The organism is Bordetella tumbae (assembly GCF_054780995.1).
Map to the genome: position 1 here is coordinate 40,128 of NZ_BAAGVG010000020.1, position 15,079 is coordinate 55,206.

15 protein-coding genes are annotated in these 15,079 nt (G+C 58.7%); 3 read left to right on the forward strand and 12 right to left on the reverse strand.

What is annotated here, in order from left to right; genetic code table 11:
- Positions 1 to 16: 16 nt before the first annotated feature.
- The 12 genes from ACYVI2_RS20820 to ACYVI2_RS20875 form a co-directional block, all read right to left on the reverse strand.
- Positions 17 to 799, reverse strand: a complete 783-nt coding sequence (locus ACYVI2_RS20820; protein WP_415820434.1) for an ABC transporter permease — start codon at positions 797 to 799, stop codon at positions 17 to 19.
- Positions 783 to 1,550: an ABC transporter ATP-binding protein gene (locus tag ACYVI2_RS20825; protein WP_415820433.1), complete on the reverse strand. Its 768-nt coding sequence runs from the start codon at positions 1,548 to 1,550 to the stop codon at positions 783 to 785. Before ACYVI2_RS20825 ends, ACYVI2_RS20820 begins: the two co-directional genes overlap by 17 nt.
- Entirely contained in the window at positions 1,547 to 2,893 is a 1,347-nt protein-coding gene (locus ACYVI2_RS20830) for an acyl-CoA thioester hydrolase/BAAT C-terminal domain-containing protein (protein WP_415820431.1), read from the reverse strand. Before ACYVI2_RS20830 ends, ACYVI2_RS20825 begins: the two co-directional genes overlap by 4 nt.
- Positions 2,890 to 3,963, reverse strand: a complete 1,074-nt coding sequence (locus ACYVI2_RS20835; protein ID WP_415820430.1) for an ABC transporter substrate-binding protein — start codon at positions 3,961 to 3,963, stop codon at positions 2,890 to 2,892. Before ACYVI2_RS20835 ends, ACYVI2_RS20830 begins: the two co-directional genes overlap by 4 nt.
- Before the next feature lie 81 nt (positions 3,964 to 4,044).
- Positions 4,045 to 5,571, reverse strand: a complete 1,527-nt coding sequence (locus ACYVI2_RS20840; protein WP_415820429.1) for a class I adenylate-forming enzyme family protein — start codon at positions 5,569 to 5,571, stop codon at positions 4,045 to 4,047.
- 84 nt (positions 5,572 to 5,655) lie between these two features.
- Positions 5,656 to 6,081, reverse strand: a complete 426-nt coding sequence (locus ACYVI2_RS20845) for a PaaI family thioesterase (protein WP_415820428.1) — start codon at positions 6,079 to 6,081, stop codon at positions 5,656 to 5,658.
- A gap of 50 nt (positions 6,082 to 6,131) precedes the next feature.
- A complete protein-coding gene (locus ACYVI2_RS20850; protein WP_415820427.1) occupies positions 6,132 to 7,136 on the reverse strand; it encodes a zinc-binding dehydrogenase in 1,005 nt (334 codons plus the stop codon).
- Between the two features lie 38 nt (positions 7,137 to 7,174).
- Complete coding sequence (locus ACYVI2_RS20855) at positions 7,175 to 8,161, reverse strand: ABC transporter substrate-binding protein (RefSeq protein WP_415820426.1); 987 nt, start codon at positions 8,159 to 8,161, stop codon at positions 7,175 to 7,177.
- A 20-nt stretch (positions 8,162 to 8,181) separates the two neighbouring features.
- Entirely contained in the window at positions 8,182 to 8,952 is a 771-nt protein-coding gene (locus ACYVI2_RS20860; RefSeq protein ID WP_415820425.1) for an ABC transporter permease, read from the reverse strand.
- Positions 8,949 to 9,740: an ABC transporter ATP-binding protein gene (locus ACYVI2_RS20865; protein ID WP_415820424.1), complete on the reverse strand. Its 792-nt coding sequence runs from the start codon at positions 9,738 to 9,740 to the stop codon at positions 8,949 to 8,951. Before ACYVI2_RS20865 ends, ACYVI2_RS20860 begins: the two co-directional genes overlap by 4 nt.
- Positions 9,737 to 10,477: a GntR family transcriptional regulator gene (locus ACYVI2_RS20870; protein ID WP_415820423.1), complete on the reverse strand. Its 741-nt coding sequence runs from the start codon at positions 10,475 to 10,477 to the stop codon at positions 9,737 to 9,739. Before ACYVI2_RS20870 ends, ACYVI2_RS20865 begins: the two co-directional genes overlap by 4 nt.
- A 251-nt stretch (positions 10,478 to 10,728) precedes the next feature.
- A complete protein-coding gene (locus tag ACYVI2_RS20875; protein WP_415820422.1) occupies positions 10,729 to 11,706 on the reverse strand; it encodes a LysR substrate-binding domain-containing protein in 978 nt (325 codons plus the stop codon).
- A 134-nt stretch (positions 11,707 to 11,840) separates the two neighbouring features.
- On the opposite strand from ACYVI2_RS20875, the gene ACYVI2_RS20880 reads away from it, so the two are divergent.
- The 3 genes from ACYVI2_RS20880 to ACYVI2_RS20890 are packed head-to-tail and all read left to right on the forward strand — an operon-like array spanning position 11,841 to position 15,002.
- Positions 11,841 to 13,073, forward strand: coding sequence for a metal-dependent hydrolase family protein (locus tag ACYVI2_RS20880; RefSeq protein ID WP_415820421.1), 1,233 nt, complete (start codon positions 11,841 to 11,843; stop codon positions 13,071 to 13,073).
- 31 nt (positions 13,074 to 13,104) lie between these two features.
- Positions 13,105 to 14,466 (forward strand): MFS transporter, encoded by a 1,362-nt coding sequence (locus ACYVI2_RS20885; protein WP_415820420.1) that lies wholly within the window; start codon positions 13,105 to 13,107, stop codon positions 14,464 to 14,466.
- A complete protein-coding gene (locus ACYVI2_RS20890) occupies positions 14,463 to 15,002 on the forward strand; it encodes a GAF domain-containing protein (RefSeq protein WP_415820419.1) in 540 nt (179 codons plus the stop codon). The genes ACYVI2_RS20885 and ACYVI2_RS20890 overlap by 4 nt, the downstream gene beginning before the upstream one ends.
- Positions 15,003 to 15,079 lie beyond the last annotated feature (77 nt).

Consider the following 15,079-nt stretch of genomic DNA (forward strand, 5'->3'; position numbering starts at 1 on the left):
GGCCGGTGGCTCGGGATTATCGGCCTGTTTTCTCGGATCGCGCTTCCCAGAAGACAACGCGCCGATGGATAGCCCGCATGATCAATGATCCCGTGAGCCCAATGGCAGCAAGCAGCAGCACACCAGAAAACATGGTCGCGAGGCTCATGCTGACGGACGCCGAGGCGATCAAGTAGCCCAGGCCTTGCTGCGCGGAAAGAAACTCGCCGACCACCGCGCCGATCAGGGCGAGTGAGACGCCAATCTGCAATCCTGAGAAAATTTCTCCTGATGCGGCAGGCAGCTTGACGTGCAGCAACAGATATAGGCGCGAGGCGGAGAAGGCGCGGCATGCATCCAGCAGCTCGGGATCGGTGCGCTTGATGCCGTTTACCGTGTTGACGAACAGCGGAAAGAAGCAGACCAACGCCACCAGCACGACTTTGGACGCCATGCCGAAACCGAACCACACTAGAATAATCGGACCCAGGGCCACCTTGGGCATGGCCTGCAGGCCGATCAGCAGGGGGTAGAAGAATCGTTCAAAGGTGCGGGACTCGGCCAGCAAGGCGCCCATGAATACTGCCAGGCCGCAACCTATCGCGTAGCCGCTGAGGGTTTCCCCGAGCGTTGTAGCGATGTGCGGCCAGAGTTCTCCGGAAATCAGGCCGTGGTACAGCGCTGAAAAGACGGATGCCGGCGGCGGCAGCAGGTAATCGGGGATGGTGAAAATCTCGATCGATACGTGCCACACCAGAACCAGGACGGCCAGGCTGATGAGCGGATAGAGAAACGCGGTGATATCAAGTCGCTTGAGCATGGGTGAAATGGCGTCGCAAGTGATGGCAGGCTGCAGTGAAGTCTGCGTCGTTCAGGGTCTCGAGCGTACGTGGACGTGGCAGGCCGGGACGGTAGTCTTCGATGATGCGCCCCGGGCGAGGGGACATCACCAGGATGCGATCTGCGAGGAATACGGCTTCGGGAATGCTGTGCGTAATGAACAGCACGGACTTTTTCTGCGTGCTCCAAATGCGTTGCAGCTCTAGCGTCAGCGCTTCGCGGCTCAAGGCATCCAGGGCGGCAAAGGGCTCGTCCATCAACAATAGATCCGGATCGGGCAGGAGCATGCGAGCGATCCCCACGCGTTGTTGCATGCCGCCAGACAACTCATAGGGATAGTTGCCTGCAAAACCAGATAGCCCGACGAGTTCCAGCAGCTCCTGAGCTCGCTGGCGAGCGGGAGCCGTGGGCAGCTTTAGTGTCGTGGCCGGTAGTAGCACATTGTCCAGGACGGTTTTCCACGGCAGAAGATTGGGCTTTTGAAAGACGACGCCCGCGCGGCGGCTTGGTCGAGTAATGCGTTCGTTACCCAGCCGCAGTTCGCCTTCTGTGGCGGGCAGTAGGCCGGCGGCCAGTTTCAATAAGGTCGATTTGCCGCAACCTGATGGACCCAGCACTGCGACAAACTCGCCGGCCTCGATCTGCAGATCTATTCCTTGCAGCGCCTGGATGAGACCCGTGCGAGTAGGATATGTCAGCCCGACACCATTAAGACTCAGGCTGGCGCTCATTGTGCCCCCTGTTCCGATGCGCCGGCGGCCCGGGTTTGCGGGTCTTGGTGTGAGCGTATGGCAGCACGGAGGAAGTCATGGACGCGCGACCATGAGGCTGTATTGGCGCGCGCGTTGGCTTCGGGCGTGCCTCCGCCGGTCAAGACAACTTGGGCAACGGGGTGGGGTTTGGCGATCAGCGTCGTGGGCAGGTTGGGTAAGCCTATCGCATGACCTGCCCCATCGCCGCGTACATGTTCGACCGGCCAGGCGTGTTGATGGTCATGCAAGGTCTTCTCGATCTGTTCGCTATACCAGGACGACGGCCAGAACCCGTCGTCTGTGCCGGAGATCAACATGACCGGGCCACGGATTTGTTCCACGGGAATGCGTGCGGCGGCCACGGCGTCTGGATTGCGCATGGGCGTGTGAAAGGCGGGTTCCTGACGTACGGATTCGCCGTTCTTCGGACGTTGATGGAAAGCGCTCCAGTCTGCCTGGTCGTTGTTCTGCCAGACGTTGGGGAGTGGCTTGCCTTGCCAGGTCCATACTGGGGAGTCGGGGGCCTGGCCCGGTTCGCCCGCGCGCAGCGTGCCGTGAATCACCGAGCTCGGTACATAAGCGATGGTGGCGCTGATCTGGTCGGGAAAGCGCGAGGCCAGCAGCAACGACAGCTCGCCACCGCGTGACTGGCCCGTGATGGCAACAAAGCCATTTTCCGGTTGCAGGTGCTGGTGTACCCAGGCCAGTGCGTGTTGAAAATATTCCAGCGGCATGTTCCCGATGCTCTCGGGCAGGCCTGGCGCCTTAAAGTAGCCTAATGCAAATGCGGTATAACCGTGGGCGGCGTATAAGGCGGCCCGCTGTTTTGGTATCCCGCCACCGGATCCGTTCATGACGATGATGACGGGGTGAGGGCGGGTTGTGGCTGGCGTAAACAGGGTGCCGATCAAGCCGGACTCCGAGATCTCGCGGCGTGTGACGCCCTCTACGAGAAACCGCTGGATGAGTTCGGCGTGGGCTTCTTGGCCTTGGTTGTTCCGAGCCGATAGCTGAATTGTCAGCGTTTCGGTTTCTTCGGAGCGGGTGGCATCGGTGGGAGGAGATTGGCGTTGCAGTGACCAGACGGCTGCCATGGCATCTGCGATGGTCCAGTCGCCATGCTCTGGTGCTTGGACGTCCAGATCGACGACGCCATCAGTACCCACGACAAAATCTGCCGTATTGCGCCAGACGCTGCCATCTGGATGCGTCAAGGCCGCAGCGAGTTGTACCGGACCCGGCTGGAATCCGGTCAACTGAATCTGCCTGCGCACATCGACGGCGGCGTCCTGAGGGCTGACATTAATGCGTGGATGACTCATTTCGCGCTCCGGGCTTGCTGGCGTACTGCCTCCGCATCGAAATCATTGATTTGAGAAATCAGGTCGTTCGAAAAGATGTTGTTGATGGGGACGTCGGCAGAGGGGTACTCGCCTGCGTTCGCCATGGCTTGAATACCGCTTTGAATGGCTTTCAGATCGTATTGACCGGGTACGCGGGGCTGGCCGTCGGGTTTGTTGAGCACGCGACTCAGGCGGCGTGACAGCAGCGTGGTCGCATCGGTCAATGCACGCGCAGGATCCGCGTCCGCGGGTTTGGCTTGAGGATTCGCGCGCCAGAATGCCTGGACGCAGTATTCCGGGTTGGCCTGGCACGCGATCTGGGCCTTGGTGTAGGCGCGGGCAAAACGGACCAGCAGATCAGGATGATCGCGGAAGTTATCGGTATGCGTAATGAACCCATTTCCCGCGGTCTCGCTGAAGACCTCGGGATAGGCAATGCGGCGGATTTTGGTGCCGGACATCTCCAGCATATCGTTCCAACTGCTATTGAAATTCAAGGCATCGACGCGGCCTGTCTTCAGTGCCTGAAAACCTGATGCCAGTGCGCCCACTGCGACGTACTGGACGTCTTTGCCGGGGGTGAGTCCCGCTGTGCGCAAGGCAGCACGTCCGCCGGGAATGGTGCCCCACGTCAGCGCGCCCACGCCGATCTGCTTGTCTTTCAGGTCGGCGATGGTTTTGATCGGCGAGTCCGCCAGGACCGCGAATTCCATCGTATTGGATGGCACGCCGTTATAAAAATAGCGTAGCGGCAGAATGTCTTTGCCGCTGAAATAGCTGGAGATGATGGGTTCCGACGTCGGATAGCCAAAGGTCACGCGTTTGCTGGCGACCTGAGGCAACAGTGCGCCTGCGCCTTGAAAGACGATGGTCTTGACCTCCAGATTCTCGTGTTTGAAAAATCCGAGCTCTTGTGCCGCAGCATATGGCGCGCCGTCGTGCACGGCGGGCGGAATGGCCAAGGCCACGGTGACTTCGTCCAGGGCGTGCGCGGAAATAGGAGCGATCGCGGTGAGAGCGGTCATCAAGCTGATCAACGTAAAGCGCATGGTGAGTCCTTTCTAATCAAAACGGTCGGCGGTACATGCAGTCTGTATCGCGCTATCAACGACATGATGTTGCGTGCGGGATCAGTTCACATGTTGGGGATCCAGGCTCAATCGCCTGGCAGCCTCTGCCAGCAATTGATGACGATCGATCTTGTTCGTCGATGCCAGAGGCAGCGCGTCGACAAACCAGACCTGACGCGGGTGCTGATACGCGGGCGCATTTGCCAACGCATACTGTTTGATCTGTTCGGTGTCGGCATGTTGGCCGGCACGTAACACGATGAACGCCACGGGTTTGGTGCCTTTGATGTCATCGTCGACCGGCACCACCGCGGCTTGCTGAACGGCAGGGTGCTGTTCGAGCATTTTTTCGACTTCACCGGGGTAGATGTTTTCACCGCCGCTGACAAACATATCGTCACGTCGGCCGACAAAATAGTAAAAGCCATCGGCATCGCGGCGAAAGACGTCGCCGGTGATGTAATGGCCGTCCGGGGTGAATGGCAGCGCCAGGTCAGGGCGTTGGTGATATCCCTGCATCAAACCCGGGCTGCGCAGCGTCAGAATGCCTTGTTCCGGGCCATCGCCGGGGCCCGGCAGCAACTGTACGGAGACCGAGGGGTGCGGATAACCCACCGACATCGTCGGGGTGGATAATCCTGCCGGATGCGGGCCAAATACGACGGGGCCGCCCTCGGTCGTTCCAAAAGCGTTGATGACGCGTGCGGCCGGAAACAGGGCGTGAATCTGTGTCAGCAGGCTGGCGCTGACCGGGGCAGAGCCCATGCGAATGACCTTAACGGATGACAGATCGGCGTGTGCCAGCAGATCGCGCTCGCGCAGCATCATCGCAATCATGGGCGGCACGGCGGTCAGCCACGTGCAGCGATAAGTGCCGATGGCATCGATGTAGGCTGCCGCTGTGAACTGAGGCAGCAAGACCGTCGTCGCATGGCTGGCCAATGATAGAAAGGCCAGGGCCAGCGCATTCATGTGATACAGCGGGGCGGCGATCAGTGCGCGTTCAGATGCCAAGGGAGTCGCTTTGCGCCGCGTATCGACGGTCCACCACTGGCCCGCATGAGATAGCCGTACTCCCTTGGGTTTGCCGGTGGAGCCGGACGTATACAGCATCAGCGCTGTGTCGTTATCGCCAGGTATATATGAGGATGTGCTGCCCTCGGCGCGCCAGGCATCGAACTCCGGCGTATCCAGCGCGACGCGGGGAATATGACTGGGAATGGCCGTGGCGCGGGCTTGATCATGCAGCACCAGACGTGCGCCGCTGTCTTGCAGTACGTAGTCGATCAGCGCAGGCGGGAACTTGAAGTTGACTGGGACTGCAATGAGTCCAGCGCGCATGATGCCCAGGACTGTGGCGATATAGGGCACTGAGTTCGCGGCGAGGATGGCAATGCGGTCACCGGTCTGAAACCCCTGTGACAGGAGGGCCTGGGCAACGCCGCGCGCCAGGTCATCGACTTCAGCATAGGTATATTGCTGCGCAGTCTCTGGCGTTCCTACTTTGCCATCCAGCCCTATCAGTGCGATTTGCTGCGGATCGGCTTTGGGGTCTATCAGGTCACCGAGGTTCTTCAGAGTAGTCATGATACGGACTGCGTGGCAATGGGAAAGAATTCGAGGCCGGTTGGAGTGGCGCGTCCGGCATCTGTGCCAGGACGCGCCGGGTGATCAGGCCTTGGGCTTGGGCGTGGAATAGGCGCCGCGGCCGCTGGCCAGCAGCTTGCCCTCGGCGTCGTACACATAGGCTTCCGCAATCGAAACCTGCGAGCCGAACTTGATGACTTTGCCTTTGGCATGCAGGTCACCACGCATCGCGGCGCGGTGGTAATCCACGCGCAGGTCGATGGTGGGAACACCGCGTCCGGTCTGCGATACGAGTGCCCAGTCAGCCGTCAGATCGACCAAGGCTGCCAGAATGCCGCCATGGGTGTAGCCGCCGTCGGGGTTGACGACCCATTCTTCGCGCCATTTGGCGGACAGTTCGATTTCGCCTTCGGATACGGACAGGACTTCGATGCCCAGCCATTCGTGATAAGGACCGCGGCGCAGGCGGGCCTGGATGTCTTCTTTGGTGGGGAGTGTGGTTTCGCTCATGATATGGATGGTGAAATATTCAGGGAAATAGTTTCGAAACGGGCATCAAATCAGGGCTTGACGATGACTTTGCCCAGCACTTCGCGGTCGCGAATCAATGCCAGCCCTTCGGCGGCTTGTTCCAGCGGCACGACGCGATCGATGACGGGTTTGACGCTGCCGTCGGCCACCATGTCCAACAGGGCCTTGAGGTTGTCGTCGTAGAAGCTGTTCGAACCCTTGATGTTCAATTCGAAGCTCCACACGTAACGCAGATCTTCTTTCGGGTCATGGCCTGCCGTGGCGCCGCAGACGAGCAAGGTGCCGCCGCGCTTGAGGCATTTCAGCGATGGCACCCAGGTGTCGCCGCCGGTGAAGTTGATGACGACATCCACGCCGCCTTCGTCGGTGCGGCGCTGGGGCTTGCCATATTGCGCGATGGCCCATTTCGAGAAATCGGTCTCGCGATAATTGATGACGTGGTCGGCGCCGATCTTGAGCAGTTGTTCGCCTTTGGCGTCGCTGCCCGCGCAGGCGATGACTTCTGCACCCAGCAGTTTTGCCAGGATGACGCAGGCGGTGCCTACGCCGCCGCTGGCGCCCAACACCACCACGCGATCACCCGCTTTGACGGTGTTGTGGGTGATCAGCATGCGGTGTGCGGTGCCATAGGCGACGGGCAAGGCTGCCGCGTCTTCGTAGCTGACCTTCTCGGGCAGGGCGATCAGTTGCTGTGCGGACACCAGGCAGTATTCGGCCATGCCGCCGTCCAGCATTTCGCCCATCAAGCCCTTGGCGCGATTCAAGGGGTTGACCAGGACGCGGTCGCCGACTTTCCAGTCAGACACGTCGTCGCCGACTTCGACAATTTCACCCGCCATATCCAGGCCGATCACGACAGGCAGCGGGACTTTGATGCCGGGCATGCCGCGCACGGTGAATACGTCGTGATAGTTGAATGAGGACGCACCCACGCGAATCACTACATGGCCTGCCGTGGCGGTGGGGGCGGGTTTATCAGTGACAACCTTCAGTTGGTCCAGGTCGCCGTGTTCGCTCAACAGCAGTGCTTTCATGGTTTTGCTCATAACTCTCTCTCTACGCTCTAGGGGTGTTACTTGATGGATTTAGATTGTTCGTACGGGCCGGTAACAAACAGGTCCTCTTTGAGTTCGCCCTTGATCATTCCGCTTTCTGTAAAGACCTGATGCTCACGTTTCAGGGTGGCGATATCCGCCGGCTCGAAGGCAACGCGGTTCATGTTCGACCATTGGCCTGCGTATACGCGGGCATCTTGTTCGGGGAGGTTGGCGGACTTTTGCAGGATCTCCACGACTTCGTCCCGGTGCGCTTCGCCCCACGACAGTGTGTTGCGCATGCCTGCCAGTACACGAGCCACCACATCGGGATGTTGCGCGATGAATTCACTGCGCACGGCGCCGATGCCGATATACGGCACGGAGTCGCTCTTGGTCAGCTTTTTCCATTCGTCGGCAAACGTACCCAGGCGAGTGACTTTCAGTTCGCTCAGTTGGGCGATCGTGACGGAACGCAATGCTGCGGCATCGACTTGCTTTTGCGCGAGGAACTGCGCGATACGGGATTCGTTGCCGCCCACTAGCGAGAAGTCGCCGTTCTTGATGCCATAGTTGCCGTCCAGCACTGCGCCTGCGATGACAGCGACGGAACTGCCGGCGGGCGACATGCCGACTTTTTTGCCACGCAGTTGTTCCAATGAAGTAATCGGCGAGCCTTCGGGTACGACGAATTGCACGTCGGCGGGCTGGGTCGCGGAAAAGACCTTGATGGGCACCCCTTCGGCGGCGCTGCTGAATACACCTGCGGCGGGTGCGCCAAAGGCCAGATCGATCGAGTTCGAGGCCAATGCACGCAAGGGGGCGTTGACATCGGGGAAGCGAATGAATTCAACGTCCAGATTTTGCTTCTTCAGAAAATCGGTGGCCTCCAGCACTGAGCCATAGCCCAGGCTGACGCCGCTGCTCCAATAGCCAATACGTACTTTGTCGGCGGCCAGGGCATTGGCAGAGGCAAGCAGGGCTGCTGCTGCCAGCGTGACGGGCAGATATTTTTTCCAGTTCATCACAAAAACTCCGTTGAGTTTTAAATCGGTTTCCAGCGGAACAGACGACGTTCCATTGGTTTCAACAGCCCCCCTTCGAGGGCAAGCATCAGCAAGACCAGCGTGAGTGTCCACGCAAATACTTGGTCGGTTTGCACCAGATCGGCCGCCTGACGCAACCGGTATCCAATGCCATCAGAGGAGCCCAGCGTTTCGGCCACGAGCGACACCCGCCAGCCGAATCCGAATGCCAGTCGGGCGCCAGAGAAAAAGTAGGGCAGGATGGTGGGCAGATAAATCTTGCGCAGGATCTGTGTGCGCGACATGCGAAAGCTGCGCGCCAGGTCTATATGCTGTTTGTCTACGTTCTTTGATCCCTGCCATACATTGGTCAGGATCAGCGGCATGGCGGTCATGAAGACAACAAAGATCGTTGTCGCGTTTGATATGCCAAACCAGATGATGGCGAACACCGCCCAGATTGCCGACGAGACGGTATTGACTACCGAGAGCAGTGGCTCGAAAAAATTGGCCAGCGTACGATTCGCTCCCAGCGCCAAACCCAATGGCGTGCCTACTATGGTGGCCAGGACAAAGCCCATCGCTACGCGGTACAGCGTCATGCCGATATCGTGCAGGAACGTGGGCGTGGCGAATAGGGCTTGCATGGCCGCCCAGACTTTCGTGGGGCCGGGCAGGATAAAGGCCGGCATGCGCGACGCGGCAAGCGCCCAGAGGGCAATGAAGACCAGCGCCAGGAACAGACGCTGACTCAGCAGGATCCACACGGAACGAGTGGCGGTTTGCGTCATGGCGTTACCTTCAGGCGGAGTTGGCGGGTCAGTTCGGCCGTGTCCGGGTCGGTGGGCAAGCGAGGACGAGCCAACGGCACGTCGACGATTTGTTTGACACGGCCGGGACGAGGCTCCAGCAACACGATGCGATCCGCGAGCACGACGGCTTCCTCAACGTCGTGTGTGACAAACAGAATGGTGGCGCCACTGGCCGCCTGAATCCGCAGCAGTTCCTGATGCATCTGGCTGCGCGTGTGCGGATCCAGCTTTGAAAAGGGTTCGTCCATCAGCAGTATTGACGGCTCGACGACCAGGCTGCGCGCCAGGGCAACGCGGCTGCGCATACCGCCGGACAACTGATGAGGCCACGATTGAGCGAACTCGGCCAGTCCTACGGTGCGCAGGGCTTGTTCCGCACGCTCATGCCGTTCATGACGGGACAGTGACTGGGCCTCCAGGCCGAACTCGACGTTGTCGCGTACGGTGCGCCAAGGCAGCAGACGGTCTTCCTGGAACATATACGCCAGTTTGTGCCACTGCTTGAATTGTGCGGTGGGCTGGCCCTCGATGTCCAGGTCGCCGGTATCGAATGAGTCCAGGCCCGCAACGATATTCAGCAATGTGCTTTTGCCGCAGCCGGAAGCCCCCAGCAAGGCAACGACTTCGCCGCGGCGCACGTCGAAAGACACGTCGCGCAAGGCCTGCAGCGAGCCATAAAATTTGTTGAGTTGCGTCGCCTGCAGCACGATGGGTGCCGCGCTGCGGGCGGCATTACCGGCCAATACGATGTCGGGTTGGGCACTCATCGCCAGCTCCCTGGGCCGCTAATAGGAATGGCCGCACCGGTTTCTGCCAGGCTTGCATACAGTTTCTCCATGGTCATTGCCTGGAATGTCTCAATATGTCGCCGCGCGATCAGCTCGGCACGTTTGCCGTCCTTGTCTTCGAAAGCTGTAATCAAGGCGTTATGGTCGTGCTTGATTTCCGGCTTGGTCTTTTGAACGCCAAATCCCAGCGCGACCAGCCGGGACATTTCGTCCAGCAGCGATGCCAACGTGCGATGCAGCCGTTCATTGCCGCACGCGGCTGAGATGGCCAGATGAAAAGCTGAGTTCGCATCCATGAACGCATCAATCTGGTCGTTCAGTTGCATGACTGGGTGTTGCACTCGGCAGGCGGCCTCGAGTTCACGCAACTGTGCGATGTCAACGCGACCGACGGCTAGACGTGCCGCCAGGGGTTCGAGCTGAACCCGCAGCGTAAAGACTTCCTCCACGTCACGTAAGGTAATGGGCGCAATTTGGTAGCCCTTGCGGGGGCGAGACTTTACAAAGCCTTCCTGGGCCAGTCTCACCAAGGCGATACGCACACTGTTCTTGCGGATGCCGTACCGAGTCATCAGCTCGGGCTCGGTCACAAATGCGCCGGGAGGCAATCGGCAAGAAAGTATGTCTCGCCGCACGCGGGCGTAGGCGTCATCCCCAAAACTTAAGGCGCTGTTTGCTTCATGTGCAGGTGCAGAAAAAACAGGGGGAAGGATCATGGCCGCCGCATCTAGAGTGGATGTGTAAGCAGCTCACAGATGTTTCTAGAACTGCCTACATGAGACCATTCTAGGTACTCACATGCGAAGTGTGAAACATCAATATGCACTATGCATATAAGTAAAAACCATATAAATCAAAGGTTTGTGAGCGGCTTACGTGAGCTGCTCACAAGATTTTCTTGTGGGAATATGGCTGGGGCGCGGCGGATGCCAAAGAGTGAGACTGATCGAGTTTTGCGTCGCCGCAATTATGCAGATAGTGCCGCGCCGCAGTAGCGGCATCCGGCGAGTTGCGCATCGCTGATGGGTTGGTCTTTCGGCAGGCCCGTTAATGGCGTGTGCAGACACTCATGCGCCAGCCACTGACGCAGGAGATCGTAGCTTTCCATGTTGCTGCGCCAAGTCGGTGCACAGAGGTAATAGCCGAGTGAGCCTTCAAATGTTTGCTGAAACACATCGACGAGTTCGCCCGTGGCGAGCTCTCGTTCGATGAGGCAATCGGGTATGAGTGCAACCCCTAAGCCGGACGCGGCGGCCTGGATGATCATGGTGAATAGATTGAAGCCGGGTCCAAAGCGGGCCCGGCTGTATTCGCCCGTGGTGCTGGCAAACCAGTCTTCCCATGCTTGGGGAATCTCGATGTGTTGGAGCAAGGTACAGCGCTTGATGTCGTCAAAGCGTTTGATGCGTTGCCGATCGAGATAATCGGGAGAGCACACGATCCGAGTTTCGCGGCCGATTAAATACGTCGCTGTGCCGTCGGGCCAGTCACCGTAGCCGTATTCAATAGAAGCATCGAAATCAAGCTCCGTGCTTTTATAGTCGGCTACGGTATAGCGCACAAAATTGATGGAGATATCCGGATGAATCGCCCTGAAGGTCTTGAGTTTGGGAAGCAGCCACTGTGATGCAAATGTTGGGGCGACCGACAAGCTGAGCGACTGAGCGGACTGTTGTGTTGTCATCACTTGAGATGTCGCACTCTCTAGCGCACGAACCGCCGGCCTGATGAGGCTGAGGTAGGTCGTCCCCATCCGAGTCAATTGCAGTCCATTGGGCGTACGCAAAAAAAGAGTGTGTCCGAGATAGCTTTCCAAGGTCGCGATGTGCCGGCTGATGGCGCTCTGTGTCACAAACAAGTCTTTTCCCGCTTTGGAGAACGACAGGTGACGTGCCGAGGCGATAAAGGCGTTCAGCTCAGAGAGGGTGGGGCAGCGGCGTCTCATGGGGCGTATGAGTAAAACTCATATGGCTGTTCAAATTTGTGTCGAATTTCTAAGGGGGAACCCCATATCCTTCGAGGCGATTGTAGCGGTAGAGTGCGGCCTGTCGTATTTTGTCTGGTTAAATCGTTACCGCTATGAAGCCCGTCGTCGTAAAAAATTGCAAGATCCTCAATACTCGTACGTTGGTCCTCGAGGAGGCACAGAATGTGCTGATCGAAGACGGGCTGATTTCCCAGATTGGCGGTGCAGATGTGGTGTCGCCGGAAGCCGAAGTGATCGACGCCCAGGGCAAGACGCTCATGCCCGGCATGATCGACTGCCACGTGCACGTCGTGGCCTCGTCCTTTAACCTGGGGCGCATGGCGAGCATGTCCAACACCATGGCGTTGTTGCGTGCGTTGCCCATTATGCAAGGCATGTTGGACCGGGGTTTTACTTCGGTGCGCGACGCAGGCGGCGCCGACTGGGCACTGGCCGATGCGGTGACGTCGGGGTTGATCGATGGCCCGCGTGTCTTCTGCTCTGGCAAGGCCTTGTCTCAAACTGGCGGCCATGCAGATTTCCGTGCACGTAATGACATCCTGGATGATCCCTGCTCCTGCGCCGGGAAAATCGGCAATATCGGCCAAGTGGTCGATGGCGTTGACGAGTGCCGCCGGGCGGTGCGCGAGCAAATACTCAATGGCGCCACTCAAATCAAAGTGATGGCGTCGGGCGGTGTGTCTTCTCCGCATGATCCGGTTCAAAACCTGGGTTTTTCCGAGGCGGAGTTGACCGCTATCGTGGAAGAGGCCGACAACGCCAACACGTATGTCATGGCGCATGCCTATACGGCGCGCGCCATCATCCGCGCAGTGAAGTGCGGTGTGCGCACGATTGAACACGGGAATCTGGTCGATCACGAAGCCGCGCAACTCATGAAGGAACGTGGCGTCTACATGGTGCCCACGGTCATTACGTACGAAGGTCTGGCCAATGAAGGCGAGCGCTATGGCTTGCCGGCCGACTCGGTCAAGAAGATCGCGGACGTACGTACGCATGGCATGCGTGCGCTGGAGATCCTCGAGGAAGTCGGCGTGAAAATGGGTTTTGGCAGCGATCTGCTGGGCGAAACCCACTATATGCAATCCCAGGAGTTGGTGCTGCGCAGCCGTGTCGTGGGCAATGCCAAGGCCATTCAGCAAGCCACCTTGATCGGTGCGGAGATCCTCAATCACGAGGGCCGTCTGGGTGAAGTGGTCGAAGGCGCCTACGCCGACCTGTTGTTGATCGACGGCAATCCGCTGGAAAACATCGAACTGCTCACGGACACTGACTCGATCAAGCTGATCGTGCAACGCGGCCAAGTCTACAAGAACGCCTGCTGACAGGCCCCATCCTTCCCTCTCGGATTTCATTATGTTTTCTATATCGGAGCGCCTGGAGCGCTTGCCGTTCAGCCGCTTTCATTTTAAGCTGCTGATGATCGGCGGCCTCGGGCTGGCTTTTGAGGCGCTGGACGCCGGCATCATCGCTTTTATCATTCCTTCGCTGCGTACGCAGTGGGGCCTGACGACAGGCGAAATCGGCTGGATTGCCAGCAGCACCTACGTGGGCTTTCTGGTGGGCGCATTGTTCTCCGGCATTCTCGGAGACCGCTTTGGCCGTAAAAAGGTCATGATGTGGGCCTTGCTGCTATTTTGCTTGGCGACCTTTGCCAATGCTTTCGCCACGAATTTCCATGAGTTCTACATCCTGCGCATGATTGCCGGCGTCGGGATGGGAGCAGAGGGCGCCATCATTGCGCCGTATCTGGCCGAGTTCGTCAGCAGCAAATATCGCGGCCGCTTTACCGGTGCGTTGGCAGGTTTCTTCTCTTTTGGCTTCGTGGTGTCGGCCTTGCTGGGCTATTTCATCGTGCCGATGAGTGATGATGGCTGGCGCTGGATCATGATTATTGCCTCCGTGCCGGTGATTTTCCTGTTGTGGTGGCGCAAGTCACTGTTCGAGTCCCCGCGCTGGCTCGAACACGTGGGCAGAACGGCCGAGGCCGATCGTATCTGCTCCAACATCGAAAACCAGGTGCAACAGCATTTGGGGCGTCCCTTGCCCATGCCTGTCTCGACGCGCAAGTCGGGCGCCGCAAAGCCCGCGGCTCCGCAACAAAGCGCGTGGGCGAAACTGGCATCGCTGTTCTCGGCCAAGTACCTTGGCACCACGGTACTGGTCTGGGTATTCTGGATCACGGTGCTGTTTTGCTATTACGCATTCCTGGTGTGGATCCCGAGCTTGTTGGTCGAGCGTGGTTTTACGATCACCAAGAGTTTCTCGTTCACGATTCTGATTTACCTCGCGCAGATTCCGGGGTATTTCTCGGCGGCCTACTTCAATGACAAGTTCGGCCGTAAGTACACCATCCTGGCCTATATGTTGTTCTCGTGCCTGGCCGCGCTGGGGCTGGCCTTTGCCAGTGGCGAGTCCGAGATCATCTTGCTGAGCATGCTGCTGTCCTTTGGTATGAACGGCGTGATTGCGGGCCAGTACACGTACACCGCTGAAATTTATCCCACCGCGATTCGCGCGACCGGGATGGGCGCTGCCTCGGCCTTTGCGCGAGTCGGGTCGATTGCCTCTCCGACCATTGTCGGTGTTGCCTACCCCGTCCTGGGCTTTGGTGGTGTGTTTGCCATGATGACGACGATTCTGTTGATTGGCGGCCTGGGTATCTTGTTCTTTGGCAAGAACACCCGTGGTGTGGTGCTGGAGGAAATCGAGGCATGAGTTCGCCATTTCAGCCATGGGCCGCGCATGCCCGGGCATTGGGCCTGGCATGCACAGAGCAGGCTCAATGGGAGGCCATCTCGGGTTTGCTGAAACAGGCTTTCGGATACGCCTTGTTTACGTCGCTGCTCTATCTGGAAGACCACCGTTTGATGAAGCGGCTCCATACCTCTGATGAAAGCATCAGTCCATTAGGTGGGTTCAAGGCGACCGGCGCGGGACCATGGTCACGCCAGGTCCTCGAGCAAGGGCAGTTTTATATTGCGCGCAACGAGGACGATATACGAACGGTGTTTTCCGAGGCGTCGTTGCTGATCGACCGTGGCCTGCACTCGGCCTTCAATATTCCAGTGCGCCATGGGGGCTGCGTGATCGGTTCGCTCAATCTGCTGAGCCGTCGTCATGCCTACGACCAGGTGGACCAGGATCTGGCGACGGTCATTGCCGGAATCTGCGCGCCGGTGTTTTTGCAGGCCTTATCGGCGGCGCAAGCTGCTGTTGCGGATGTGGACCGATCACAACTCGATAGTGTTTAAGTAGCGCAATCGCGACTCTGTTCGCCGGGCATCTTTGGGATGCTCGGCGTTTTTCTGTTTCTGATTTACTCATCACC

Excerpts from the sequence above, each read along its gene's own strand:
- ACYVI2_RS20820 (WP_415820434.1), bottom strand. The coding sequence starts at position 799 with ATGCTCAAGCGACTTGATATCACCGCGTTTCTCTATCCGCTCATCAGC.
- ACYVI2_RS20825 (WP_415820433.1), bottom strand. The coding sequence starts at position 1,550 with ATGAGCGCCAGCCTGAGTCTTAATGGTGTCGGGCTGACATATCCTACT.
- ACYVI2_RS20830 (WP_415820431.1), bottom strand. The coding sequence starts at position 2,893 with ATGAGTCATCCACGCATTAATGTCAGCCCTCAGGACGCCGCCGTCGAT.
- ACYVI2_RS20835 (WP_415820430.1), bottom strand. The coding sequence starts at position 3,963 with ATGCGCTTTACGTTGATCAGCTTGATGACCGCTCTCACCGCGATCGCT.
- ACYVI2_RS20840 (WP_415820429.1), bottom strand. The coding sequence starts at position 5,571 with ATGACTACTCTGAAGAACCTCGGTGACCTGATAGACCCCAAAGCCGAT.
- ACYVI2_RS20845 (WP_415820428.1), bottom strand. The coding sequence starts at position 6,081 with ATGAGCGAAACCACACTCCCCACCAAAGAAGACATCCAGGCCCGCCTG.
- ACYVI2_RS20850 (WP_415820427.1), bottom strand. The coding sequence starts at position 7,136 with ATGAAAGCACTGCTGTTGAGCGAACACGGCGACCTGGACCAACTGAAG.
- ACYVI2_RS20855 (WP_415820426.1), bottom strand. The coding sequence starts at position 8,161 with ATGAACTGGAAAAAATATCTGCCCGTCACGCTGGCAGCAGCAGCCCTG.
- ACYVI2_RS20860 (WP_415820425.1), bottom strand. The coding sequence starts at position 8,952 with ATGACGCAAACCGCCACTCGTTCCGTGTGGATCCTGCTGAGTCAGCGT.
- ACYVI2_RS20865 (WP_415820424.1), bottom strand. The coding sequence starts at position 9,740 with ATGAGTGCCCAACCCGACATCGTATTGGCCGGTAATGCCGCCCGCAGC.
- ACYVI2_RS20870 (WP_415820423.1), bottom strand. The coding sequence starts at position 10,477 with ATGATCCTTCCCCCTGTTTTTTCTGCACCTGCACATGAAGCAAACAGC.
- ACYVI2_RS20875 (WP_415820422.1), bottom strand. The coding sequence starts at position 11,706 with ATGAGACGCCGCTGCCCCACCCTCTCTGAGCTGAACGCCTTTATCGCC.
- ACYVI2_RS20880 (WP_415820421.1), top strand. The coding sequence starts at position 11,841 with ATGAAGCCCGTCGTCGTAAAAAATTGCAAGATCCTCAATACTCGTACG.
- ACYVI2_RS20885 (WP_415820420.1), top strand. The coding sequence starts at position 13,105 with ATGTTTTCTATATCGGAGCGCCTGGAGCGCTTGCCGTTCAGCCGCTTT.
- ACYVI2_RS20890 (WP_415820419.1), top strand. The coding sequence starts at position 14,463 with ATGAGTTCGCCATTTCAGCCATGGGCCGCGCATGCCCGGGCATTGGGC.